11 protein-coding genes are annotated in these 25,540 nt (G+C 62.0%); 3 read left to right on the top strand and 8 right to left on the bottom strand.

What is annotated here, in order from left to right; translation table 11 throughout:
- Positions 1–2: 2 nt before the first annotated feature.
- Both pyc and QTA58_RS10575 read right to left on the bottom strand, forming a co-directional pair.
- Complete coding sequence (gene pyc / locus QTA58_RS10580; protein WP_289672737.1) at positions 3–3,464, bottom strand: pyruvate carboxylase; 3,462 nt, start codon at positions 3,462–3,464, stop codon at positions 3–5.
- A gap of 132 nt (positions 3,465–3,596) precedes the next feature.
- Positions 3,597–4,337: a LuxR family transcriptional regulator gene (locus tag QTA58_RS10575; RefSeq protein WP_085419782.1), complete on the bottom strand. Its 741-nt coding sequence runs from the start codon at positions 4,335–4,337 to the stop codon at positions 3,597–3,599.
- Between the two features lie 312 nt (positions 4,338–4,649).
- Here QTA58_RS10575 and QTA58_RS10570 point away from each other — a divergent pair, with 312 nt between their 5' ends.
- A complete protein-coding gene (locus tag QTA58_RS10570; RefSeq protein WP_085419783.1) occupies positions 4,650–6,419 on the top strand; it encodes a glucan ABC transporter ATP-binding protein/ permease in 1,770 nt (589 codons plus the stop codon).
- A gap of 84 nt (positions 6,420–6,503) precedes the next feature.
- Here QTA58_RS10570 and QTA58_RS10565 read toward each other — a convergent pair whose 3' ends face one another.
- Complete coding sequence (locus tag QTA58_RS10565; RefSeq protein WP_289672736.1) at positions 6,504–15,005, bottom strand: glucoamylase family protein; 8,502 nt, start codon at positions 15,003–15,005, stop codon at positions 6,504–6,506.
- 436 nt (positions 15,006–15,441) lie between these two features.
- Here QTA58_RS10565 and QTA58_RS10560 point away from each other — a divergent pair, with 436 nt between their 5' ends.
- On the top strand, positions 15,442–16,605 hold the full coding sequence (locus QTA58_RS10560; RefSeq protein WP_289672735.1) for a M20 aminoacylase family protein: 1,164 nt from the start codon (positions 15,442–15,444) through the stop codon (positions 16,603–16,605).
- 392 nt (positions 16,606–16,997) lie between these two features.
- Here QTA58_RS10560 and QTA58_RS10555 read toward each other — a convergent pair whose 3' ends face one another.
- From QTA58_RS10555 to QTA58_RS10535, 5 genes are all read right to left on the bottom strand, one after another.
- Positions 16,998–17,972: a threonine/serine dehydratase gene (locus tag QTA58_RS10555; protein ID WP_289672734.1), complete on the bottom strand. Its 975-nt coding sequence runs from the start codon at positions 17,970–17,972 to the stop codon at positions 16,998–17,000.
- An 84-nt stretch (positions 17,973–18,056) separates the two neighbouring features.
- On the bottom strand, positions 18,057–18,887 hold the full coding sequence (locus QTA58_RS10550) for an endonuclease/exonuclease/phosphatase family protein (protein WP_085419786.1): 831 nt from the start codon (positions 18,885–18,887) through the stop codon (positions 18,057–18,059).
- 67 nt (positions 18,888–18,954) lie between these two features.
- Positions 18,955–20,418 (bottom strand): phosphatidylserine/phosphatidylglycerophosphate/cardiolipin synthase family protein, encoded by a 1,464-nt coding sequence (locus tag QTA58_RS10545; protein WP_289672733.1) that lies wholly within the window; start codon positions 20,416–20,418, stop codon positions 18,955–18,957.
- A gap of 78 nt (positions 20,419–20,496) precedes the next feature.
- Positions 20,497–21,852: an aspartate aminotransferase family protein gene (locus QTA58_RS10540; protein ID WP_289672732.1), complete on the bottom strand. Its 1,356-nt coding sequence runs from the start codon at positions 21,850–21,852 to the stop codon at positions 20,497–20,499.
- Between the two features lie 133 nt (positions 21,853–21,985).
- Positions 21,986–23,419: a M20 family metallopeptidase gene (locus tag QTA58_RS10535; protein ID WP_289672731.1), complete on the bottom strand. Its 1,434-nt coding sequence runs from the start codon at positions 23,417–23,419 to the stop codon at positions 21,986–21,988.
- A gap of 497 nt (positions 23,420–23,916) precedes the next feature.
- Between QTA58_RS10535 and QTA58_RS10530 the strand changes: the two genes are divergently transcribed.
- Positions 23,917–25,512 (top strand): ABC transporter substrate-binding protein, encoded by a 1,596-nt coding sequence (locus tag QTA58_RS10530; RefSeq protein ID WP_289672730.1) that lies wholly within the window; start codon positions 23,917–23,919, stop codon positions 25,510–25,512.
- The last annotated feature ends 28 nt before the right edge of the window (positions 25,513–25,540 follow it).

Genomic DNA, 25,540 nt, shown 5'->3' with positions numbered 1-25,540 from the left:
AATCAGCCGCCGTAGACGATCAGGAGATCCTTTGCGTCGATCTGGTCGCCGGCCTTGACGAGGACTTCGGCGATGGTTCCGTCCTTTTCGGCATGCAGGGCCGTTTCCATCTTCATCGCCTCGATGGAGAGCAGCACGTCGCCGGCCTTGACCGACTGGCCGGCGGAGACGGCGACGGTCGAGATCACGCCCGGCATCGGCGCGCCGAGATGGGCGGCATTGCCGGTCTCTGCCTTGCGGCGCACGGCCCCGCCTGAGGCACCATGCACCCGGTCCGGCACCTTGATGCGGCGCGGCTGACCGTTCAGCTCGAAGAATACGGTGACCATGCCCTGGGCATCGGTGCCGCTCATCGCCTGGTTGACCACGACCAGCGTCTTGCCGCGCTCGATATCCGCAAACAGTTCCTCGCCATCGGCAAGCCCGTAGAAATAGGCATGCGTCGGCAGGACCGAGACCGGCCCATAGGTATCGGCGGCCAGTGCGAAGTCTGTGAAGACTTTCGGATACATCAGGTAGGAGGCGAATTCGAAGTCGTCGACCTTGCGCTCGAGCTTGCCCTCGATGACTTTCCGCTCCGCTTCGAGATCCGCCGGCGGCAGAAGCGAACCGGGCACGGCCGTATAGGCCTGCTCGCCTTTCAGAACCTTTTTCTGCAACGCTTCGGGCCAGCCGCCCGGCGGCTGGCCGAGATCGCCCTTCAGCATCGAGACCACCGATTCCGGGAAGGCGATGTCCTTCGCGGGGTTCTCGACATCGGCGACGGTCAGGTCCTGGGAGACCATCATCAGCGCCATGTCGCCTACCACCTTCGAAGACGGCGTCACCTTGACGATATCGCCGAACATCCGGTTGGCGTCGGCGTAAGCCTGCGCCACCTTGTGCCACTTGGTGTCCAGTCCGAGCGAACGCGCCTGTTCCTTGAGGTTGGTGAACTGGCCGCCCGGCATCTCGTGCAGGTAAACTTCAGACGCCGGTCCCTTGAGGTCGCTTTCGAAGGCCGCGTACTGGCCGCGCACCGCCTCCCAATAGAAGGAGATGCGGCGGATCCATTCCGGATCGAGGCCCGGGTCACGCTCGCTGCCCGAAAGTGCCTCGACGATCGAACCGAGGCAGGGCTGCGAGGTATTGCCGGAGAGCGCATCCATCGCCGCATCGACGGCATCGACGCCCGCTTCGACCGCCGCCAGCACGGTGGCCGCCGAGATGCCCGACGTGTCGTGCGTATGGAAATGGATCGGCAGGCCCGTCGCCTCGCGCAGCGCCTTGAACAGGACCTTGGCCGCTGCGGGCTTCAGGAGGCCGGCCATGTCCTTGACGGCAATGATATGCGCGCCGGCCTTTTCCAGCTCCTCGGCCAGAGCCACGTAATATTTGAGATCGTATTTCGGCCGCGCGCTGCTGAGCAGATCGCCGGTATAGCAGATCGCCGCCTCGCAGAGCCTGTTCTCCTCGTTGACCGCATCCATCGAGACGCGCATGTTGTCGACCCAGTTCAGGCAGTCGAAGACGCGGAAGAGGTCGATGCCGCCCTTCGCTGCCTGGCGGACGAAGTATTTGACGACATTGTCGGGATAGTTCTTGTAGCCGACGCCGTTTGCGCCGCGCAGAAGCATCTGCAGGAGCAGGTTCGGCGCTCCCTCGCGGATCAGCGCCAGCCGCTCCCACGGGTCTTCGGTGAGAAAGCGCATGGAAACGTCGAAAGTCGCCCCGCCCCAGCATTCCAGCGAGAAGAGATTCGGCAAGGCGCGAGCATAGACGCCGGCAACGCGCGCGATGTCATAGGTGCGCATACGGGTCGCGAGCAGGGACTGGTGTCCGTCGCGCATGGTCGTGTCGGTCAGCAGCACGCGCTGTTCGTTGCGCATCCATTCCGCGAACTTCTTCGGACCGAGCGCATCGAGCCTCTGTTTCGTCCCGTCGGGGATGGGTCCGTTGATATAGGGCAGAACCGGCTTTGCCGCCTGCTCCGAAGGCACGGGCCGGCCCTTCACTTCCGGATGGCCGTTGACGGTGACGTCGGCGAGATAGGTGAGCAGCTTCGTCGCACGGTCCTGCCGCTTCACCTGCTCGAAGAGCTCAGGCGTGGTGTCGATGAACCGCGTCGTATAGGAATTGTCGCGGAACTTCGGGTGGCCGATGATCGCTTCCAGGAAGGTGAGGTTGGTCGCCACGCCACGGATGCGGAACTCGCGCAGTGCCCGGTCCATGCGGCTGATCGCTTCCTGCGGCGTTCCGCCGGAGGCGGTCACCTTGACGAGCAGCGGATCGTAATAGCGGGTGATCACCGCGCCGGAATAGGCCGTGCCGCCGTCGAGGCGGATGCCGAAACCGGCCGCCGAGCGATAGGCGGTAATGCGTCCGTAGTCCGGGATGAAATTGTGCTCCGGATCTTCCGTGGTGATCCGGCATTGCAGGGCGTGGCCGTTGAGGCGGATGTCGGCCTGTTTGGGCACGCCCGATTCCGGCGTTCCGATCGCCGCCCCTTCGAGGATGTGGATCTGTGCCTTGACGATGTCGATACCCGTCACAACCTCGGTCACCGTGTGCTCGACCTGGATGCGCGGGTTCACCTCGATGAAGTAGAATTTGCCGGTATCGGCATCCATCAGGTATTCGACGGTGCCGGCGCCGATATAGTTCGTGGCTTGCGCGATCTTCAGCGAATAGCCGGCCAGCTCCTGGCGCTGGGCTTCGGTGAGATAGGGCGCCGGAGCACGTTCCACCACCTTCTGGTTGCGCCGCTGTATCGAACAGTCGCGCTCGAAGAGATGCACCACGTTGCCGTGCGTATCGCCGAGGACCTGGCTTTCCACGTGGCGGGCACGCTCAACCAGCTTTTCCAGATAGACCTCATCCTTGCCGAAGGCGGCCATCGCCTCGCGCTTGGCTTCGGTCACCTCCCGCGCGAGGTCTGCCTCGGAGCGGATGACGCGCATGCCGCGCCCGCCGCCGCCCCAGGAAGCCTTCAACATCACCGGATAACCGATCGCCGCAGCCATCTTCGCCACTTCCGCCATATCGTCGGGCAGCGGCTCGGTTGCCGGCACGACCGGCACGCCGACCGAGATCGCCAGGTTGCGGGCCGCGACCTTGTTGCCGAGCTGGCGCATGGTCTCGGCGGTCGGACCGATGAAGGTGATGCCGGCATCGTTGCAGGCCTCGACGAATTCGGGACTTTCCGACAGCAGGCCGTAGCCCGGATGGATCGCGTCGGCGCCGGAAAGCTTGGCGACCCGGATCACCTCCGGAATGGAAAGATAGCTCTCGATCGGCCCGAGATCGCGGGAAAGATGAGGGCCGCGCCCCACCTGATAGCTTTCGTCCGCCTTGAAGCGATGCAGCGAGAGCTTGTCCTCCTCCGCCCAGATCGCGACCGTTTTGATGCCCAGCTCATTGGCCGCGCGGAACACGCGGATGGCAATCTCCGAGCGGTTGGCAACGAGAATCTTCGAAATCGGCAAAACGGACCTCCCCAGGTGCCATCGAAAAAATGCTGCACTGCAAAGAAATCAGTATCGCCTTAATCAAGCAAGTGCAATTTACCAAAGAGGGGGATGTCAAATTTATGTCGACGGCAACAAATGGGCTTGGGCTCAGATGACGAGCCCCAGACGAAAGGCCGAGGCGACCACATGTTGCCGGTTCTTGGCCTTCAGCTTTTCCTGCAGTCCGTTAATGTACCAATCCACCGTATGGCTGGAAATATCCAGCGATTTGGCGATTTCGTTCGAGGTCAGACCATCGGCCAAAAGCACGATGACTTCCATTTCGCGGCGGGTGAGTTGGGTGTCCACCTTTGCGACCGCCTCCAGCTCCGCCGTCTGGCCTCTCAGTTCGATGAAACGCCAAAAGACTTTCTTGGCCGCCGCATCGAATAACGCCAGTTCGGCCGGAGAAAGATCGACGGGGCGGCCGCCGATCGTCATATTGCCGAGCAACCCGTTCCGGCCGTGCACCGGGAAAATATAACCGTCCAGCAGGCCATAGCGCACTCCTTCTTGCATCATGCGCTGCATACGCTGCCGATGGGGGTCGTTTCTGAGTTTCGAGACCGCATCGCGCCAGCGGAAGGGCCTTTGAGCGATGCTGAGCATGCGAACGGTCGGATCGACGAGGACGTATTTGCGTCCCAAATAGATCTCCGACCAGCCTTCCGGCCAGCGGCTGGCCAGAGCCGGATTTACAGGGTCCTGATTGAACCGCGGCTGGAGGAGCAGGCCATAATATTCAAAGCCGTAGGCTTTCAGCAGGGATTCGAGCTGGGCCGTCAGTTCCGCTTCCGTCTTGGCCTCTTCCGCAAGAACCAGAAGTTGTACGAGTAATTGAATGTTCAAGACCGGGCCCCCGCATGCTAGTTCGATCGCTTTTTCGCTTTACGTTAATTTTCAGTTACTTCTCGCTTTCATACTCAATTAGCATAGTTAGTATTCATTGAAGGTATACCGCTAAATCTAGCCCCCCTTGACGGCTTTGCGGGAATTATTCGCGCCCCGGCTAAAACACGGGATTCTCGCAGCCTTGCTCTGGGTGAAACATTTCTGGCAGAAGGATATTATCTCCTGCGCCGGTCGCGGAATTGCCGTTTCCGGCCTTTAGGTTCCAGGCGCCGCCGCCATGGCGGCTCCATATCAATGAGGTTGCGCCAGTTGACGCTGTTTCAGGTTTACGCACGAGCCCTTAAATATCTGGCCAAAAACCGTTGGCGGGTGACTGCCGTCGTTATTGCCAATATCGTGCTTGCCGTCATCACCATTGCCGAACCGATTCTGTTCGGCCGGATCATCGACGCCATTTCGTCCGGCAGTGCCGTTGCTCCCGTACTGATGTTGTGGGCCGGGTTCGGCGTCTTCAACACGGTCGCCTATGTGCTCGTCGCCCGCGAGGCGGACCGGCTTGCCCATGGCCGGCGGGCCTCGCTGCTGACGGAGGCTTTCGGACGCATCATTTCCATGCCGCTCTCCTGGCATCACCAGCGGGGCACTTCCAACGCGCTGCATACGCTGCTGCGGGCGGCCGAGAGCCTCTTCGGCCTCTGGCTGGAATTCATGCGCACCCATCTTGCAACCGCAGTGGCGCTTGTTCTCCTGATCCCGACCGCAATCTCCATGGACTGGCGGCTCAGCATCGTGCTGCTGGTATTGAGCATTGTCTACTGGGTCATCGGCGTCGCGGTTATGAACCGTACCAAGGAAGGCCAAGCCTCGGTTGAAAATCACTACCACACGGTCTTTTCCCATGTGAGCGACTCGATCAGCAACGTCTCCGTCCTGCACAGCTACAACCGCATCGAGGCGGAAACCAGGGCGTTGAAGGACTACACCAAAGACCTGCTCGCCGCTCAATATCCGGTACTCGACTGGTGGGCGCTTGCGAGCGGGCTCAACCGCACCGCCTCGACCGTATCCATGGGCGTCATCCTGGTCATCGGCACACTGCTGGTGCAGCAGGGCGAAATCCGTGTCGGCGACGTCGTCGCCTTCATCGGTTTCGCAAATTTGCTGATCGGCCGCCTCGATCTGTTGCGCCAGTTCGCCACCCAGATATTCGAGGCACGGGCCAAGCTCGAGGATTTCTTCGTACTGGAGGATTCCGTCGAGGAGCGCGCGGAACCGGCGGACGCCCGCGATCTTGGCGATGTCCGCGGCGAGGTGGAATTCCGCGACGTCTCGTTCGGCTTCGCCAATACGAGCCAGGGCGTGCATGACATTTCCTTCACCGCCAAGGCGGGAGAGACGGTCGCGATCGTCGGCCCGACCGGTGCGGGCAAGACGACCCTCATCAATCTCCTGCAACGGGTTTACGATCCTCAGAAAGGCAAGATCCTGATCGACGGCACCGATATCGGAACGGTGACGCGCAAATCGCTGCGCCAGTCCATCGCGACCGTTTTCCAGGATGCCGGTCTCCTGAACCGCTCGATCAGCGAGAACATCCGCCTCGGCCGCGAAGGGGCGACCGAGGAGGAGATCTTCAAGGCGGCAGAGGCGGCAGCCGCGACCGATTTCATCGAGAGCCGGCTTACCGGCTATGACACCTCGGTCGGCGAGCGCGGCAACCGGCTCTCCGGCGGCGAGCGCCAGCGTATCGCGATCGCCCGGGCCATTCTCAAGAACGCCCCGATCCTGGTGCTCGATGAAGCCACCAGCGCACTCGACGTGGAAACGGAAGCCCGTGTCAAGGCGGCAATCGACAGGCTGCGCAAGAACCGCACCACGTTTATCATCGCCCATCGGCTATCGACGATCCGCGACGCCGACAAGGTGATCTTCCTCGACAACGGCCGGATCGCGGAGATGGGCAGCTACGACGAATTGAGCCATCTCGGCGGCCGGTTCGCTTCGCTGTTGCGGACCAGCGGCCTCCTCGGCGAAGAGGAGGAACATGACGAGGCCGGATCGGTCGCGCAGCCCGCCTGACCGCATCAGGCATGCAGACGAAAAACCCGCCGCCATGGGAATGGCGGCGGGTTTTGCCTTATTGGTTTCTGATCGGGGGGACTATCAGCTGTGGGCCGGCTCGGGCAGCCGTTTCGCGGTGGCTCCGTTCAACGGGAAGCCCTCCGTCTCGCTCACCGCCGTATCGTTGATGCTGACCTTGCCGTCCTCGACGTTGATCTTGTAAACGGCGGCGTCGATCGTGAGCTCGGCGGTAAAGCCGCTCCAGCCGGTCGGCAGGACCGGGTTGACGAACAGCCGGTCGCCCTGACGACGAATGCCCAATATGCCTTCGACCGCCGCGCGGTAGAGCCAGCCGGCCGAGCCCGTATACCAGCTCCAGCCACCCCGGCCGGTATAGGATCCGTGGCCATAGACGTCCGCCGCAACCACATAGGGTTCCACGCGATAGGTTTCGGCGGCATCGCGATCGAGCGCATGGTTGATCGGGTTGAGGATCTGGAAGCATTTCCACGCATCATCCCCGCGCTTCAGAGCCGCCAGCGCCAACACGACCCAGATCGCCGCATGCGTATACTGGCCACCGTTCTCTCGCACGCCCGGAGGATAGGCTTTGATATAGCCCGGGTCCTTGCGGGTGTCATGGAAAGGCGGCGTGAAGAGGCGGATGATGCCTGCGTCTTCGTCCACGAGCTTGTCGAGCACCGCATCCATCGCCTTGCAGGCACGATCGGGATCGCCTTCGCCGGAGAGCACGCTCCAGGACTGGGCGAGCGAGTCTATCCGGCATTCGTCGCTGCTGCTGGAGCCGAGCGGCGAGCCGTCGTCGAAATAACCGCGGCGGTAGTAGCTGCCGTCCCAGCCCGACTTCTCCAGCGCCTGCCTGAGATTTTCGAGATGCGCCGTCCAGCGCTCGACGCGCTGACGCTCGTTCCGTTCGGCGGCATAGGGCAGGAAGCTCCGCAGCGCAGCCGCCAGAAACCAGCCAAGCCAGACGCTCATGCCGCGGCCGCCGACGCCGACGCGGTTCATGCCGTCGTTCCAGTCGCCGCCAAGGATCAGCGGCAGACCGTTGTCGCCGGTACGGGCGATCGCAAGGTCGAGCGCCCTTGCCGCATGCTCGTAGAGGCTTGCCGTTTCTGCTGAAATCTCCGGCTTGAAGAAGGCGTCGTGCTTGTGCTTTTCGAGAAGCGGACCTTCGAGGAAGGCAAGCTCCTCATCCAGCAGGGACTTGTCGCCGGTCGCCGCAATATACTGCTCCACCGCATAGGCAAGCCACACCACGTCGTCCGAGATCATCGTACGCACGCCGGCGCCGGAATTCGGCAGCCACCAGTGCTGCACGTCACCTTCCCTGAACTGCCGCGATGCCGCATTGACGATCTGACGGCGGGCAAGCGACGGCTCGTGCACGAGGAAGGCGAGCGTATCCTGGAGCTGGTCGCGGAAGCCGAAAGCCCCGGACGCCTGATAGAAGGCGGTACGGGCCATGATGCGGCAGCCGAGCGCCTGATAGGGCAGCCAGTGATTGACCATATGGTCGAGCGACTTTTCCGGCGTCGAGATCTTGAGACGGCCGGTGAACCCTTTCCAGAAGCTGCGGTTCATATCGAGGACCGTATTGAATTCCTCGCCGCGCAGCTCTGCAATCAGCGCCTGGGCCTCTTCCTTCGTATCGGCGTCACCGAGATAGAAGGTGAGTTGCTTCTCTTCGCCCGGCGCCAGTTCGATATCGTAGGCAAGCGCCGCGCAGGGATCCCCGTCGAGATCGAGCGAACCGCTGAGCGGCGAAGCGGACGTCACCGCCGCCGGCATCTGGATCGAACCGAACCGGCCGATGAATTCTCGGCGGCTGCTCGTGAAGCCGGACGGCATTTCCTTCATCGCCATGAAGGCGAAGCGGCGATAGTCGATGCTGTAAGGATTGGTGGCGAAGAGCGCGCCCGTTTCCTCGTCACGGCTCGACAGGATGAACGGGATCGACCGCGCGGGGTTGCTGCCGAGCAGCCATTCCGCATAGCCGTAGACACGCAGTTTCCGGTTTTCGGAACCGCCGTTGTGCAGCACCACGGAGGTCAGCTTTGCCGCACGAGTCCGATCGACCGTCTGCGTGAGCTCGATCTTCAGGCCGTCTTCCTCGCTGGAGAAGACCGAATAGCCGAGGCCGTGCCGGGTTTCGAACTTCACCTCGGGCTTTCGCGACAGCGCCGCAAAAGGCGTCAGCACCGCGCCGCTATCCCGGTCTGCGACATAGAAGGCCTCGCCCGGCCGGTTGACGACCGGATCGTTGGTCCATGGCGTCAGCTGATAATCGCGGGAATTCCGTGCCCAGGTGAAACCTGCGCCTTCCGCCGAGACATGGAAGCCGAATGTCTCGTTGGAGATGACGTTGATCCACGGATGCGGCGTCGCCTGCCCGCCGCGCAGCCGGACGACATATTCGCTGCCGTCCTTGGAGAAGCCGCCAAAGCCGTTCCAGAATTCGAGATCGGCAGGCGCCTCTGTCTCCGCCGGAACCTGGAATATCTCGCCGTTCAATAGCGGGCGGCGATCGATTTCGATCTCCTGATCCTTCGGCGGCGCGAAGATGGAGGCCGCGCGGTTGAGCTGGTCGATGATCTTGCCGTTGCGGGCATGCAGCACCACGCGAGACGCGGCGATCAGGCCGTCGGAACCCTCTTCGTCCATGATGTCGCGGCGAAGCGAGAAGACGTGCTGGCGCTGCCCTTCCTGCTGGCCGAGGCGGCGGGCGTTCTCGGAGAGATATTCGATCGCGTGCTGCATTTCCTGCGCATAGGAGGCCGCCCGCTCGTTGAAGATGACGAGATCCGAGATCACGCCGCGCGAGCGCAGGTATTCCTGCGCGCTCATCGCTTCCTTCGCCACCGCCATGTCGGCGTCGTCGTTGATGCGCAGCGTGAAGATCGGGAAGTCGCCCGAGACCGAAGACGCCCAGAGAGACGATTGCGGCAGCATGTGGCTCTGGACCGTCGCCTGATCGGCGCGCAGGTGCATGTCCGGATAGATGAGATAGCGCGCCAGATGCTGGAAAGCCGCGGCATCCTGCGAGGAGACGCCGAGATGGCGCATCTGCACCTGCGTGCGCGTCCAGGCCTGGGTGAGCTCGGTCTGGAAGGCATCCGGATGACGATAGCGCTCGATCGCCTGATCGAGTTCGTCGCGTTTCGGTGCGGCGATCGTCCAGAAGATGACGCTGACCTTCTTTCCGGCGGGAACGCGGACGACACGCCTGAGCGACAGGATCGGATCGAGCGTGAAACCGTCCGTGCCCGAAAGCGTCGCGCCGGGATCGAAGGCGGCAGCTTCTCCGAGCGTCCGGCCGCGTCCGAGGAACTTCCGGCGATCGGTCTCGAATTCGGTCGGACGCGCCGAGCCGGCATTGTCCGCCGCCAGATGCGCGACGATCATGTCCGGATCGTTCGGATTGCGCTTGTTGCGCCAGGCACGGATTACATCGCCGCGCTTGCCGATCTCGGTCTGGATGAACATGCGCGAGAACGCCGGGTGGGCGTTGTCGTCGTCTTCGACGGCGAGAGCGGGCTCCATATAGGACGTGACTTCGATGAAGCGGTCCTCGGCTCCCATGTTGAGCAGCGTCAGGCGGCGGCCTTCGGCATCGTGTTCGCTGGCGACGATGCATTCGACCGTGCTCGTCAGATCGCCGATCGTCTTGTGGAATTCGGCGCGTTCGTCGCTGAAGATCGCCCTGGTCTTCTCGCCTTCCGCACGGCGCGGCTCCGCAGTCGCAGACCACCATTCGCCGGTCGCGGTATCGCGCAGGAACAGGAATTGACCCCAGCGGTCCTCGGTCGGATCGGGTTTCCAGCGTGCGACCGACATGCCGTTCCAGCGGGAATAGCCGGAGCCGGTGGCCGTGAGCATGACCGAGTAGTGGCCATTCGACAGCAGCACCAGCTCGCGATCCTTGGTGGCCGGATTGTTGATGGTGCGGATCTCCGGACGCAGGAGTTCGCCCTGCCCCTTGCCGGGCGTCTCCTCGTGCTTGGCGCTCATGACCGGGATGTCGCGCGGCGCCTTTTCCTGCAGCAGCAGTTCCGCCGCCTCGACGACCGGGTCGGAGTGGAAGAGCTCGCGAAGAAGACCGTTCATGACGACGTTGGCGATCGCCGCGATCGACATGCCGTGATGGTGGGCATAGTAGTTGTAGACCACCGCGCAGCGCTTGCCTTCCGGCACGCGGGTCGGGGTGAAGTCGACCGCGTCGTGGAAGCCGAACATGCCGAGCGCGCCGAGCGAGCGCAGTTCCGCGAGGTTCTCCGCCGCCGCGATCGGATCGTACTGGCTGGCGAGGATCGACGCGTAGGGGGCAATGACCGCATTCTGGCCGAGGCCGCGCTTGAGGCCCAGCGTCGGGACACCGAAGTTCGTGTACTGATAGTTGAACAGATGGTCGCGGGCGTTGAATGCCGCCTCGGAAATGCCCCAGGGCGTACCGAGCCGTCTGCCGTGGTTCATCTGCTCCTTCACGACCAGATTGTTGGTCTGGTTGAGGATGCCGCCCTGCCGCTCCTGCATGACGAGCGGCGGCATCAGATATTCGAACATGGAGCCCGACCAGGAGACGAGCGCGCCCTGCGCGCCTACCGGCACGACCTGGCGCCCGAGGCGATACCAGTGTTCCGTCGGAAGATCACCCTTGGCGATCGCGAAGAGACTTGTCAGGCGGCACTCTGACGCCAGAAGGTCGTAGCAGGCCTCGTCCAGCTCATTGCTCTCGACACGATAGCCGATCGAAAGCAGACGGCGCTCCTTCCGGAACAGGAAGCCGAAATCCATCGAGAAGGCGATGCTACGGGTACGGTCGCGGAGCGCGATAAGCCGATCGCGCAGCGGTTCGATATTGGAATTGTCGAAGACGCTGTCGGCGATATGCGCCTCGCAGACATTGACGAGCGAGGCCGACCAGCGGGTCACCTCATCGCTCTGGGTCGAACGCACCTCGTGGTCGAGGTTTGTCGAAAGCTTCTGGATGTCGCGCGCCAAAACGGCGAGATTGATGATGCGGATCGAAGCGAACTCGTGCTCGCGCTTGACCGCGGCCAGCGCATTCCCAAAGCCCGCGATGCGCTCCTCGAGACGGCGGCGCAACGGACGAACCGTCTTGCGGTCGTCCGGCAAGGCCTTCAGCGTTTCCGCCAGAATGCCGGCGACGTCGCCGATCCCGTCGAGATTGCCTTGCAGATGCGCTGCCGGCGCTTCCGCCCAGATGCGGCAGGCGGACGAGATTGCGATCAGATGGCCGGCGAGGTTGCCGCTGTCCACCGCGGAGATATAGCGCTGGCCGAGGGGCTTCAGCGTATCCGTATGATACCAGTTGAAGAGATGCCCGCGGAACTTCTCCATCTTCTCGATCGTGGAGATCGTCTGCTCGATCCGCTCTATCGTGTCGGTGAAGCTGATCCAGCCGAAATTGCGCGCGGAGATCGTCGAAAGCAGGTAGACGCCGATGTTGGTGGGCGACGTACGCTTGGCGATGATCGGATCCGGCCTCTCCTGGAAATTGTCCGGCGGCAGGTAATTCTGCTCGAGCGTGACGAAGGTCTCGAAGTAGCGCCAGGTGCGGCGCGCGATCTTGCGCAGTTCGACCGAGACCTGTTCCGGCACGAAGAGGCGATCCTCGGTCTCGGCGGACTGGCTGACATACCAGGCGACGAGCGGCGAGAATATCCACAGCACGGCAAACGGTATGCCGACCAGAAAAGCATTGTCGCCCGGAATGGCCGACAGGATAATGCTGAGGACGGCGATCGTCGGCGCATGCCACATGGCCCGGTAGTAATCCTGCGGGCTGCCCTGGGCACTCGACTGGATCGAAGCGGCCGTTCGCCATTCCAGCATGAGCTTGCGGCTGAAGAACAGGCGGTAGAGCGAGCGCGCGATCGCATCCGTCATGATGCAGGCAGTATCGGCAATGAAGACGATGCGAAGCGCGACCTGCGCATTGGCGGAACGCATATCCGACCAGACGGAATAGAAATGCGCGCCGGGCACGATATCGGTGGAACGCGGCAAAAGGCCGGTCACGAGCGACAACGTGGGAGCTACGAACAGCGAGAAGATCAGCAGAATCTGCCAGATCAGCGCGCCGAGCGGGTCCATGAAGTACCAGCCGAGCACGGAGGCGAAGAACCAAGCGATCGGGGTCAGCGATCGGCGCAGGTTGTCGATCATCTTCCAGCGGCCGAGCGCGGTGACGCCACGCTTCGGGTCGAGGATATAGGGCAATAGCTGCCAGTCGCCGCGGGCCCAGCGATGCTGGCGCGACACTTCCACCTCGTACCGGACGGGAAAGTCTTCGACGAGTTCCACGTCGGTCACGAGCGCGCAGCGCGCGAAGGAGCCTTCGAGAAGGTCATGCGAAAGGACGGAATTCTCGTCGATCCGACCCTTGAGCGACGCTTCGAAGGCATCGACGTGATAGAGCCCCTTGCCGGTGAAGCTGCCCTCGCCCGTCAGGTCCTGATAGACGTCGGAAACGGTAAAGACATAGGGGTCGAGGCCGCGGCCGACCGAAAAGACGCGCTGGAAGACGGACGCTTCCTTGCCGGTCGTCAACGACGGGGTGACGCGCGGCTGCATCAGGGCATAGCCGTGTACGACGCGGTTCGACTTCGGATCGAGCACCGGCTGGTTTATCGGATGGTGCATCTTGCCGACGAGCTTGGTGACGGCATCACGCATGAGGCGCGTGTCGGCGTCGAGCGTCATGACGTATTTGACGTCCTCCGGCACGGTATTGGCGCCGGGCAGGTAGCTCGTATCACGGTCGCCGCGCAGCAGCAGGTTCAGCTCGTGCAGCTTGCCGCGCTTGCGCTCCCAGCCCATCCAGACGCCCTCGTTCGGATTGAACAGCCGCCGGCGATGGAGGAGGTAGAAACGCGTCTTGCCATCATGGGCATATTTGGCACTGAGCGCGGCGATCTCGCGCTTGGCGTAGTCGAGAATTTCGAGATCGGCATCCGTCTCCTCGAACTTGCTGTCGCGCCAGTCGCTCAGGAGAGAGAAATAGATCTCACCGCGCGGATTGGCGAGATAATGAACTTCGAGATTGCGGACGAGTTCGTCCACCGTATCCCGATCCGTGATCAGGCAAGGTACGGTGACCAGCGTCTTTGCTTCTTCGGGAATGCCTTCCTTGAACTCGTAACCGACCAGCCGCGCCGGCCGCACCACATAGGTCACCAGCGTGTTGAAGAGGCCGGTCGCGCCCTCGGAGGCCGGCAGCGCGAACATCAGCAGGAAGAAGAAAACCACCGGCAGGGGAATATCCGCCTGAACGAGGAACCAGCCGGCGATCGCCATTGCCAGTACGGTGAGGAAGATCACCGGACCGGCAATCGCAAACCAGTTGAGGCGGCGGACGAGACGGACGGTCCGCTGGACGAAAAGCGGCTTGTAGCCGACCGCCGCTTCCAATTCCTTGCGCCGGCGGCCCACGACGAAAGCACCGATATTGGTTTCGCGCGGATCGGAATTCTCTTCTGCCGCCGCCTGTTCCGCCAGCCGGATGGCGGTTTCCGCCACCTCGGCTTCGCTCCTGTGAGAGCGGCGGGCGATCTGCTCGATACGATTGCGATAGGCGTTGCGCGAACCGAAATCGAGGGCCTCATAGTCGGTGCGCTCGCGGAAGATCTTGTCGATCTGCGAGACGTCCTCGAACCAGACGCTCCATTCCGTGTCGTCGATCTCGCGCAGGCTCTTGATGATGTTGCCCATCGTCACATTGCCGGACGAGAGGCGGTTCTGCTCCGCGAGCATCACCTCTTCGACATCCGTGCCGGCCTGATCGAGCCGCTGCTCCAGCCAGGCGATGGCGAAACCGGAAGTCTGGGAGGCATTGCGCAGACGATAGAGGAACTGGGTGATGAACGTATGGTCGCTCGTCAGTTCCTCGATGCCCTTGAGCAGATCGACGCTGGCCGCCTCGTCGTTGAGCCGGATGACCTCGTCGGCGACTTCATTGGCACGGCGGCGCATGTTGCGCGAGCGATCGACCCGGGTCGCGATACGACGCAGGTTCTCGATCAGCACGAAACGGATGAAGGATGGAAGCGCCCAGAGCTCGCCAATCTCCAGCGGCTCCTTGACCTGAAATCCTTCGACCATGGCCGCGAGTCCGTCGCGCGACAAACTGCTATGCGTATGGGCAACATAAAGCCAGGCAAGCACGAGAACGCGGGGCATCTCCTGCCCGTTCACCCGCATCGTCGGGAGCTGGCGGTAGAACTTCTTCGGAAAGTCCCGGCGCACCTCCTGGATCGCCTCTTCGACGATATAATAGTTGTCGAGCAGCCATTCCGCCGCGGGCGTGATCGACGCGCCGGCATCCACATCGGCCGCAGTCGCCCGGTAGACCCGGAAGATTTCCTTCTCGTTTTCGCGATGCCGTTTGAAGAAGTCGAATTCCACGATGCCGGGCAGGCTCGGCGTGCCGTCCCTGCCGAGCGTCTCGCCGCATTCCCTCAAGGCATCGATGTTGAAATAGGTCGAGCGGATCGAATCGTTGTGGTCGATCTGCTTGACTTCGGTTTCGCGCGAGGAAGCTGGCGGATTATGAAAGGACATGGGTGCGGCTTCTGGTGAAAACTTCTCAAGGGTTTGTCGGCCTCGACTTACTCGGCCTGCTTCGGGAGCGCCAGTCATCATTGTGATTATGGTGACCGCGCCCAAGGCAAATCCGCGAAAGGGGAAATAGAGGGCGGTACTGATATTGCAAATGATTGACCGAAATCTATTGCCCGCTATCCGCGGATTAACACATCTTCCGCCTCTAGCCGGACCAGCCTGAATGAAAGCTGAACAGGACAGGTTATTGATTACGCAAGAGATTTGCGGCGTGACGCAACATCTGGGTTCTACCGCGCCCCAAAGGGTCCCAGGCGGCCAGATTTAGTGAGAAGCGGGTTACCTCCGCCGGTCCGCGCTGCTATTCATTGTCCGCCGCCGAGCGATCTTGTTTCGGCCCGCAGATGATCCAATCGAACTTTCGGGGTTTCGAGCGATGACGATCCAGTTTTCCAACCATATGGCCGAGATCGTGGCCATCCGCCGCCACCTTCATCAATACCCCGAACTCGGCCTTTCGGAGTTCAATACCTCCGATTTCATCGCTGGCCAGCTTACCGAGCTCGGTTACCGGGTCACCCGCGGGCTCGGCCAGACGGGACTTGTCGCGACGCTGAAGAACGGTACCGGCAACCGGTCCGTCGGCATCCGGGCCGATATCGACGCGCTGCCGATCGAGGAAGAAACCGGTGTGGAATATGCCAGCAAGAACAAGGGTCTCATGCATGCCTGCGGCCACGACGGCCATACGGCCATGCTGCTCGGTGCCGCGAAAATCCTTGCCGAACGAAAGAACTTCGACGGCACGATCCATTTGATCTTCCAGCCGGCGGAAGAGAATTTCGGCGGTGCCAAGCTGATGATCGACGACGGCCTCTTCGAGCGCTTTCCGTGCGACGCGGTCTTCGGCCTCCACAACGACCCGAGCCTGCCTTTCGGCCAGATCGGCGTGAAGGAAGGCCCGATGATGGCGGCGGTCGATGAATGCCGCCTCATCGTCAACGGCCGCGGCGGCCATGGCGCCGAACCGCAGGACACATCGGATCCCATCGTCTGCGGCGCGAGCATCATCATGGCGTTGCAGACGATCGCTTCGCGCAACATCCACCCGCTCGACCCGACGGTCGTCACAGTCGGCGCTTTCCATGCCGGCATGGCGAGCAATGTGATTCCGGAAAGGGCGGAGATGAAGGTGACCATCCGTTCCTTCGATCCGAATGTCCGCGACGAGCTGGAAAGACGCATCCGCATGATCGCCGAGGGTCAGGCCGCAAGCTATGGCATGAGTGTCACGATCGACTACAAGCGGGGTTACGAGGCGACCATCAACCACAAGGCCGAGACCGATTTCGTTCGCGACCTGGCCAGGCGTGTGGTCGGCGCGGACAAGGTCGTCGATCTGCCGCGTCCTTCGATGGGAAGCGAGGATTTCGCCTATATGCTCGCAGAGCGGCCCGGCAGCTATTTCCTGCTCGGAACCAGGCGCACCGACAATGATCCGCCTTTGCATCACCCGCGCTTCGACTTCAACGACGATGCCTTGCCGATCGGTACCGGTTTCTGGGTGGAGCTCGCCGAAGCCTATCTGCCGGCGAGATAGCCTGAGAACGAAACACCTCCCGCGGCTCGTGGCCCGGGAGGTGTATTATTCGGCCTTGGGAGGACCGGAGCTTACGGGAAAAGGCCGAGCGTCACTGCGCCGACGAAAACGAAAGCCGCCGCCACCAGGGCCGCATTGGTGGCCCGTTGCCATCTGCTGGCTAAGGTAGTGCTGCGAGCGGGGAAAGACCGTGTCGAATGCTGAAGCTGACGCATGGATGCCTCCCGGGTTCTCGTTCCGCCTTTTCGAACGTCTCCTTATGCTATCTTATCTCTACCAAGCCGATAGAGATAATGTTCCACACGATAATGCGTTCCGTAGAAAATCCTTTTTTCTTAACGGAGGATTCCGGAGATTAACGATTTATTATGCCCCTGAAGGGCGGGATACGCTCAACCGCCGTGCCGGTCGAGCGCCATCCGGAAGATATCGCCGTCGATATTGCCGCCGGAGCAGACGGCGATGACCGTCTCGCCCAGTGTCTCGCCATGGAAAAGAGCTGCCGCGAGGGCCACGGCGCCACCCGGCTCGACCACGATCTTCAGGCGGCTGAAGGCAAGCACTACGGCATGCAGCGCCTCGTCCTCGGTGACGACGAGACCCGGACCGCATAGCCGCGACATGATGGGAAAGGTGATGTTGCCCGGCTGCGGCGTCACGATCGCATCGCAGAGCGACCCCGATTGCGTCGCATTCCGCTCGATCCTGCCGGAAGCGAGCGAGCGCGTGGCATCGTCGAAACCCTCCGGCTCGCAAGGGTGCACCAGAAAGCCGGACGCCTTGGTCTCGAGCGCCAGCGCGATCCCGGAAATGAAGCCGCCGCCGCCGGTCGGCACAAGCACGTCGGCTTTATCGATGCCTTCTTCCCGCGCCTGCTCCGCGATCTCCAGGCCAGCCGTACCCTGGCCGGCAATGACCAGTGGTTCGTCGAACGGCTTGATCAGCGTCAGCCCGCGCTCCTTCGACAGACGAGCGCCGATTTCGTCGCGATCCTCGTTGGCACGATCGTAGAGCACGACTTCGGCGCCATAGGCGCGCGTGTTCTCGATCTTGATGCGCGGCGCATCCGACGGCATGACGATGACGCTGGGAATGCGGTGCATCTTTGCCGCCAAGGCCACACCCTGCGCATGGTTGCCGGAAGAGAAGGCGATCACCCCCTTGACCCGCACTTCCGGTGAAAGCGCGGAAATAGCCGACCAGGCACCGCGGAATTTGAACGAACCCGTATGCTGCAGGCATTCCGGCTTTACGAAGATGCGGCGTCCGGCGATCTCGTCGAGGAAGGGAGACGAGAGCAAAGGCGTGCGGCGCACGTGGCCGTCGAGGCGGGCACGTGCGGCTTCGATCATTGCGATATCGGTCATGCGGAAGGTCCAGTTGAGGAAATGGCGGGGCAGTCGGCAACCTATCGGCGGTTTCCGCTTCGGTAAAGATCGATTGAGATACTCTCAGCCCGCCGCGCTTTGCTGCGCCGCCGGGAGCACGCGGAGCTTCAGCACGGCCTTGATCGGCAGATGATCGGAAGCGAGCCGGGCGAGCGGGGTATCATGGGCTTCCACCGTATCGATCAATCCCGGCCGGTTCGCCATGATCCGGTCGAGCGCCAGCACCGGCAACCGTGAAGGAAAGCTGGGGACCGCCGTCGGCAGGCCGAAAACGGTCGTGAGCGTATTCAGCGAGGAGCGGTCTCCGAGCCGCCATTCGTTGAGGTCGCCCATCAGCACGGTCGGCTGCTCATCACGGGAGCTTAGGATGTCGAGGATCATGCGCGTCTGCTGGTGCCGGGATCGGTTGAGGAGGCCGAGATGCGCGGCAATGATCCGGAATGTGCGGCCGCCTTCGAGTTCCAGTTCGGTGATCAGCGCACCGCGCGGCTCAAGCCCCGGCAGCTTCACCTGATGCACGTCGCGCACCAGGCCTTCCCGGAAGAGGATCACGTTGCCATGCCAGCCATGCGCCTTTGCCACACCGCTGACCGGTACCGGCAGAAGCCCGGTCTCCCGCTCCATCCACGCAAGATCCAGCAGGCCGCGCCGCTCGCCGAAGCGGGTATCGGCCTCCTGCAGCGCGATCACATCGGCGCCGATTTCGCGGATCACATGACTGGTACGGGCCGGATCGAACCTGCCGTCGATGCCCACGCATTTGTGCACGTTGTATGAGGCGATCAGCATGCCCTTGCTGCGGTCGTGGGGTTCGGAAGCGCCGGCACCCCGGTTCTTGCGAGCCCGGATCGATGTCAGAATGCTTATCGGAAGAGTTGGGCGTTTTTCCCGCATGGTCCTGAGAGATTATTCGCAGATGCACAAACTATAAGGTAATCCGCCCAATGATCCAGCGCCGGCGCTAAAGATAAGGCGAACCCAGCCAAAGCACCCGCTCGATGAGCCGCACCAGGAAGGGCCTTGCTCTTAAACCCTCCAGCGTGACTTCGGTTGCGGAAGAAATCGCCAGATCGATTCTACGTTCCAGGGCTTCGGCAAATTGACGGTCGAAAACCTCGAGATCCACTTCGAAATTGAGGCGAAGCGACCGCGGATCGAGATTGGACGAGCCGACATAGGCCCAGCAGCCATCGACCGCCATCAGCTTGGAATGGTTGAAGGGACCCGAGGCGCGCCAGATGCGGCAGTAGTTCTTCAGCATCTGGTCGAACTGAGCGGTCATCGCCCGGTCGACCAGCACGAGATTGTTGGCGGTGGGCACGACGATATCGACCGTGACGCCGCGCCGCGCGGCGGTCACCAGTGCGGTGATCAATTCCCGATCCGGCAGGAAATAGGGGGAGACGATGCGGATGGAGGAGCGCGCCACAGAAAAGACGCCCATCAGCATCTTGTGGTTCGTCTCGACGCTGCGGTCCGGTCCGGACGAAACGGCGCGGACGATGACCGGCGCGCCGGGCTCGGTATGCGGTGGTTCGAGCGTCCAGCCCTTTCCCTCCAGAGTTTCACCGGTGGCGAATTTCCAGTCGGCGGCAGCAATTGCGAAAAGATCCGCCACCACAGGCCCGGTGACCTTGAAATGAGTGTCGAAAGAGCATTTGTCACCGCTGAACTCGCTGGAAAAGCCCTCACGGATATTCATGCCGCCGGTGAAGACGACCCTGCCGTCCACAACGAGAATCTTGCGGTGGGTTCTAAGGTTCGCATAGGGCAGGCGCAGCCCCATGATGACATTGCCGTTGAACACGTCGACGGTGACCCCGCCATCCCGGAGCATGCCGAGGATGCTCGGCACCGAATACCGCGCGCCGACCGCATCGATCAGGACACGCACTTCGATGCCCCGCTTGACGGCGGCAATCAGCGCATCCGCAAAGCGGACGCCGATGCGGTCGCGGTCGAAGATATAGGTTTCGAGGATGACGCTCCGCTTCGCCTCGCCGATCGCCTTCAGCATCGCACCATAGGCCTCGTCGCCGGTGTCGAGCGCCACGATGGTGTTTCCGGTCGTCAGGTGGCGGTGGGTCACCCGGTCGCCGAGGATTTTCATCGCACGAAACCGCTGGCCGAATTCCCGGGCTACAAGCTCGTCCGTCGCATCGTAGGAAGCAAAATCGGCGCGGATCTGGCCCTGCACCAGCAATGCCCGGCGATCGCTGATGGCGGTGCGGCGGATGCGATTGATGCCGGCGATCAGATAAAGAGCCGCGCCGACGATGGGGGAAAGAACGATGATGCCGACCCAGCCGACCGCGGAGCGGACCTCTTCCTTCGTCATGGCGGCATGGATAGCCGCCGCCGTCCCCGCCACGACCGAAATGGTAAAGAGGATATGCGGCCAGTAGGTCTCGACGAGATCAAGCATGACGCGGAATATAGACGCGCCGGCGTTTTGCGCAATCGGAGCCGAACCAATACCTTAAGTCCGGCTCCAACGGGATCGTCAGGCGGCGATCTGCTTCTGGAAGGCGTCGAGCGAAGCTTCGAACATGTCGAAGACCGCATCCACCTGGGCTTCCGTGATGATCATCGGCGGGCAGAGCGCCAGCGAGTCTCCGATCGCCCGCGAGATGAGCCCTTTCTCCACCATGACCGCGAGCAGCTTCGGGCCGAGCTCACCGGCAGCGAACCCGTCGCGCGGCTTCAACTCCAGCGCGCCGATCAGGCCGATGCCGCGGGCTTCGATCGCCAGCGGGTGGCTCTCCAGCGCTTTCAGTCGGCTCTGGAATTTCGGCGCGAGCGCCCGCACATTGCCGACGAGATCGCGCTCTTCGATGATCGCGATGTTCTCCAGCGCCACCGCGGCCGCAACCGGATGGCCGGCCGCGGTCACCCCATGGCCGAACGTGCCGATATTCGCCGATTCATCGGCGAGCGGCTGATAGACGTTCTCGTTGATGAGAAGCGCCGAGATCGGCTGGTAGGACGACGAAATCTGCTTGGAAAGGGTGATGATGTCCGGCTGCAGCGAGAAGGTCTCGGTGGCGAACATCTTGCCGGTACGGCCGAAGCCGCAGATGACTTCGTCGGCGATGAAGAGAATATCGTATTTCTTCAACACCTTCTGGATCGCCTCCCAATAGCCCGCCGGCGGCACGATGACGCCGCCCGCGCCCATGACCGGCTCGCCGATGAAGGCCGCCACCGTCTCCGGACCTTCCTTCAGGATCAGGTTTTCGAGATCCTTGGCGCAGCGCGCGACGAAGGCCGCTTCCGTTTCGCCTTCCTGTTTGAAGACGCGATAGTGCGGGCAGGTCGTATGGAAGATACCCGGCAGCGGCAGGTCGAAGGAGCGATGATTGTTCGGCAGGCCAGTCAGGCTGGCGCTGGCGACCGTCACGCCGTGATACCCCTTGATGCGGGAGATGATCTTCTTCTTTTCCGGCTTGCCGAGCGCGTTCGAGCGGTACCAGACCATCTTCATCGCCGTATCGTTGGCCTCGGAACCGGAATTGGTGAAGTAGGCCTTCGACATCGGCACCGGCGCCATCTGGATCAGCTTTTCGGCGAGCTCGATCGACGGGCCGTGACTGCGGGCGGTGAAGGTGTGATAGTAAGGCAGTTTCGCCATTTGCCTGGCTGCCGCCTCGACAAGGCGGTTCTCGCCGAAGCCGACGGCGACGCTCCAGAGGCCGGCCATCGCCTCGATGTATTTCTTGCCATGGTTGTCGTAGACGTAGACGCCCTCGCCGCGGTCGATCACCAGCGAACCGTCACGCTCCAGCGCGCGGGCATTGGTGTAGGAATGAAGCTGGTAAGCCTTGTCGCGGGCTTCGATGGAATTGGGCTGAACAGTCACGACGGACCTCCTGTGAGACATGCGGGCGCATAGAAATCTCATAGGCGGAAACGGCGATATTGGACAGCCCAAATCGCCGGTTGCAGCGCCCTCAGGAGTTCAAAACAATTGACGTTTCAATCAATGTTTTTGGTTACTTGAGCGTCATCGCCGCGACGGGCGGCTCGGCGCCGGCGGGAATGGGGCTGGTATAATCCTGTCCCTTGCGCCGTTTCTTGAGGTCGGCCCAGGCTGCCTCGCGAAGCTGCTCGCTTTCGATCGCCGCAAGTCCGGTTGCAGCCATGGCCTTAGCGGCGGAAACCATGCCCTTGTGGGCAAGCGGGCTCTTGCCCTGCGCCACGACCTGCCAGGTATGGAGCTGCGTTCCGATGGCGAGCGTCGCGCCGTAAGCCTGAACGGTCGGCACGACCCAGCTCACGTCGCCGACATCCGTCGAGCCGCCCATCTGCCGCACCTCGTTGTGAGCCGGCAGGATGAAGTCCGCAAGCGGGATATCCCTTTGCTCCAGGCGCTCCTGGTTCCAGCTCGCCGCGATGTCCTCGGGCGTCAAAGTCGCGCGGATCTTCTCGGCGAAGGCGATATCGGCATCGTCGAAAGGGGGCGGCCCCATGCTGTCCCAGACATCCTGCATCACGTCCATCAGCGGCGTGTTGACGATGAGGTTGGAGACGCCCGCAAGGATCGTGCTTTCGACCTTCGTCTCGGTCATCAGTGCCGCGCCTTCGGCAACTTTCTTCACCCGCTCTATGAGCGCAAGAAGGCCCGGCAATTCCGGTGACCGCACCACGTAGCGCACCTTGGCATGCGCCTGCACGACGTTCGGCGAGATGCCGCCGGCATCGAGCACCGCATAATGGATGCGGCAATCGGACGGCATGTGTTCGCGCATATAATTGACACCGACACTCATCAGTTCGACGGCGTCGAGCGCACTGCGGCCAAGTTCCGGCACCGCGGATGCATGAGAGGCGCGGCCGGTGAAGGTGAAATCGATGCGGCAATTGGCAAGCGAGGTTTCCCGCTGCACGCCGGCGAAATTGCTCGGGTGCCAGCTGATCGCAATATCGACATCCTCGAATGCGCCGGCACGAACCATGAAGGCTTTCGCAGCCCCACCCTCTTCCGCCGGGCAGCCGTAATAGCGCACGCGGCCGGGGGTTCCCGTCTTTTCCAGCCAGTCCTTCAATGCGGTTGCCGCGAGAAGCGATGCCGAGCCAAGAAGGTTGTGGCCGCAGCCGTGACCGTTCGCGCCTGCGACGAGCGGCTCGTTATGGGCGATGCCCGCCTGCTGGCTGAGACCCGCCAAAGCGTCGTATTCGCCGAGGAACGCGATCACCGGGCCGCTCTTCCCCGCCTCGCCGATCAGCGCGGTTGGAATGCCGGCGACGTTTTCGGTTATCCTGAAGCCCTGGGTTTCCAGCATCTCCCGGTGTGCGGCAGCCGAAAGCTTCTCCATGTAGCAGGTTTCCGGCGTCTCCCAAACGCGGTCCGCAAGCTCGGTGAAAACCTCTTTCTTGCGGTCGATGAAATCCCAAACGAGGGGGAGATTGGAATTGCCTGCGGTCATGAAATCGTTGCCTCGATGCATAAATGCTGTTCGGAAGGCCCGAAACGTACTCCATTCTCGCCCGATGGCAATGCAGCAAAAATCGGCAATGCGGATATGTTGTGCAATGGGAATGCGGATGTGATCAAGACGCGAATGTTAGCATCTCGACAACCGGATCATAATCGCTATGCTCCCGCGCCACGGCCCGCCGGCAAAGTCCAAGGAACGAGCCGAAAACAATAAGAAGTTACCAGGGATTCGGCCGAATTTGTGAAAATTTTCCAAAAATGAAGCGGGTGCGGAGCCTTGATCGGCTTCAATATAAAGGGACGTGCGCGGCTTGAAACCGACGCGGACCCGCCGGGAGAAATGGATACGAAGCCGGCAGCATTCGGATTTGCCGGCCAGGAGGTGACAACAAGAATATCAGACTTGGGGCGCAAGGGAGCGCGCCATATTAACTGAAATCAACCGGGCCGGGCGTTAAGTCGGCCACAGGTCATTGGGAGACCAATATGAAATACAAGCTCACTCTCGCCGCAGCGCTGCTGTCGGCAACGTTCTTCGCGGGCGCAGCCAGCGCCAAGACCTTCGTTTATTGCTCCGAAGGTTCCCCGGAAGGCTTCGATCCGGGCCTCTACACCGCCGGCACGACGTTCGATGCCTCGGCACACCCGGTCTACAACCGCCTGCTCGAGTTCAAGCCGGGCACGACGCAGCCGGAGCCGGGTCTCGCCGAAAGCTGGGAAATCTCCGAGGATGGCACCGTCTATACCTTCAAGCTGCGCGACGGCGTGAAGTTCCAGACGACCGACTTCTTCACTCCGAGCCGGAACTTGAACGCCGATGACGTCGTCTTCTCGATCGGCCGCCAGATCAAGACGGACGATCCGTGGCACACCTATGTTGCCGGCACCTCCTGGGAATATGCCGAAGGCATGGGTTTTCCGAAGCTGATCAAATCGGTCGAAAAGGTCGATGACCTGACCGTCAAATTCACGCTGAACCGCCCGGAAGCGCCGTTCCTCGCCAACCTCGCCATGCCTTTCGCCTCGATCCTGTCGAAGGAATATGCCGACAGCCTCGATCAGCAAGGCAAGAAGGAACAGCTGAACCAGATGCCGGTCGGTACCGGCCCGTTCACCTTCATCGGTTACCAGCAGGATGCCGTCATCCGCTACAAGAAGAACGCCGATTTCTGGGGCACCGCACCGAAGATCGACGATCTCGTCTTCGCCATCACCACGGATGCCGCCGTTCGTTACCAGAAGCTGAAGGCCGGCGAATGCCACCTGATGCCGTATCCGAACGCCGCCGACGTCGACTCCATGAAGGCTGATCCGAACCTGACCGTCCTTGAGCAGGAAGGCCTGAACGTCGCCTACCTCGCCTACAACACGACCCAGGCTCCCTTCGACAAGGTCGAAGTCCGCAAGGCGCTGAACAAGGCGATCAACAAGCAGGCAATCGTGGACGCAGTCTTCCAGGGCATGGCGACCCCGGCCGTCAACCCGATCCCGCCGACCATGTGGTCCTACAACAAGTCCACCCAGGACGACACATACGACCTCGAAGCAGCCAAGAAGATGCTCGCCGATGCAGGCGTCAAGGACCTCTCCATGAAGGTCTGGGCCATGCCGGTCTCTCGTCCCTACATGCTGAACGCCCGCCGCGCTGCTGAAATCATCCAGGATGATTTCGCCAAGATCGGCGTCAAGGTCGAGATCGTCTCCTACGAATGGGCCGAATATCTCGATCGCTCCAAGGCCAAGGATCGCGATGGCGCCGCCATCATGGGCTGGACCGGCGACAACGGCGACCCGGACAACTTCCTCGACACCCTGCTTGGTTGCGACGCCGTCGGCGGCAACAACCGCGCTCAGTGGTGCAACAAGGAGTTCGACGATCTGGTGAAGAAGGCCAAGGTCACCTCCGACCAGGCCGAGCGTACCAAGCTCTACGAACAGGCGCAGACGGTCTTCAAGGCTGAAGCTCCCTGGGCGACCCTCGACCACTCCCTCGCGGTCGTTCCGATGCGCAAGGGCGTGACCGGCTTTACCCAGAGCCCGCTCGGCGACTTCACCTTCGAAGCGGTCGACATCGCCGAGTAATTGTCGGTTCACGATGTTTTTGCCGCGG

This window comes from Neorhizobium sp. CSC1952 (assembly GCF_030378245.1).
Classification (GTDB): Bacteria; Pseudomonadota; Alphaproteobacteria; order Rhizobiales; family Rhizobiaceae; genus Neorhizobium; species Neorhizobium oryzae_A.
The sequence above is the reverse complement of the archived record's forward strand: the minus strand, read 5'-3'. Positions and strand labels throughout refer to the sequence as shown.

What these genes read in the sequence shown, in the direction of transcription:
- QTA58_RS10530 (WP_289672730.1), top strand. Translation starts at nt 23,917, where the DNA reads ATGAAATACAAGCTCACTCTCGCCGCAGCGCTGCTGTCGGCAACGTTC.
- QTA58_RS10555 (WP_289672734.1), bottom strand. Translation starts at nt 17,972, where the DNA reads ATGACCGATATCGCAATGATCGAAGCCGCACGTGCCCGCCTCGACGGC.
- QTA58_RS10545 (WP_289672733.1), bottom strand. Translation starts at nt 20,418, where the DNA reads ATGCTTGATCTCGTCGAGACCTACTGGCCGCATATCCTCTTTACCATT.
- QTA58_RS10550 (WP_085419786.1), bottom strand. Translation starts at nt 18,887, where the DNA reads ATGCGGGAAAAACGCCCAACTCTTCCGATAAGCATTCTGACATCGATC.
- QTA58_RS10565 (WP_289672736.1), bottom strand. Translation starts at nt 15,005, where the DNA reads ATGTCCTTTCATAATCCGCCAGCTTCCTCGCGCGAAACCGAAGTCAAG.
- QTA58_RS10560 (WP_289672735.1), top strand. Translation starts at nt 15,442, where the DNA reads ATGACGATCCAGTTTTCCAACCATATGGCCGAGATCGTGGCCATCCGC.
- QTA58_RS10535 (WP_289672731.1), bottom strand. Translation starts at nt 23,419, where the DNA reads ATGACCGCAGGCAATTCCAATCTCCCCCTCGTTTGGGATTTCATCGAC.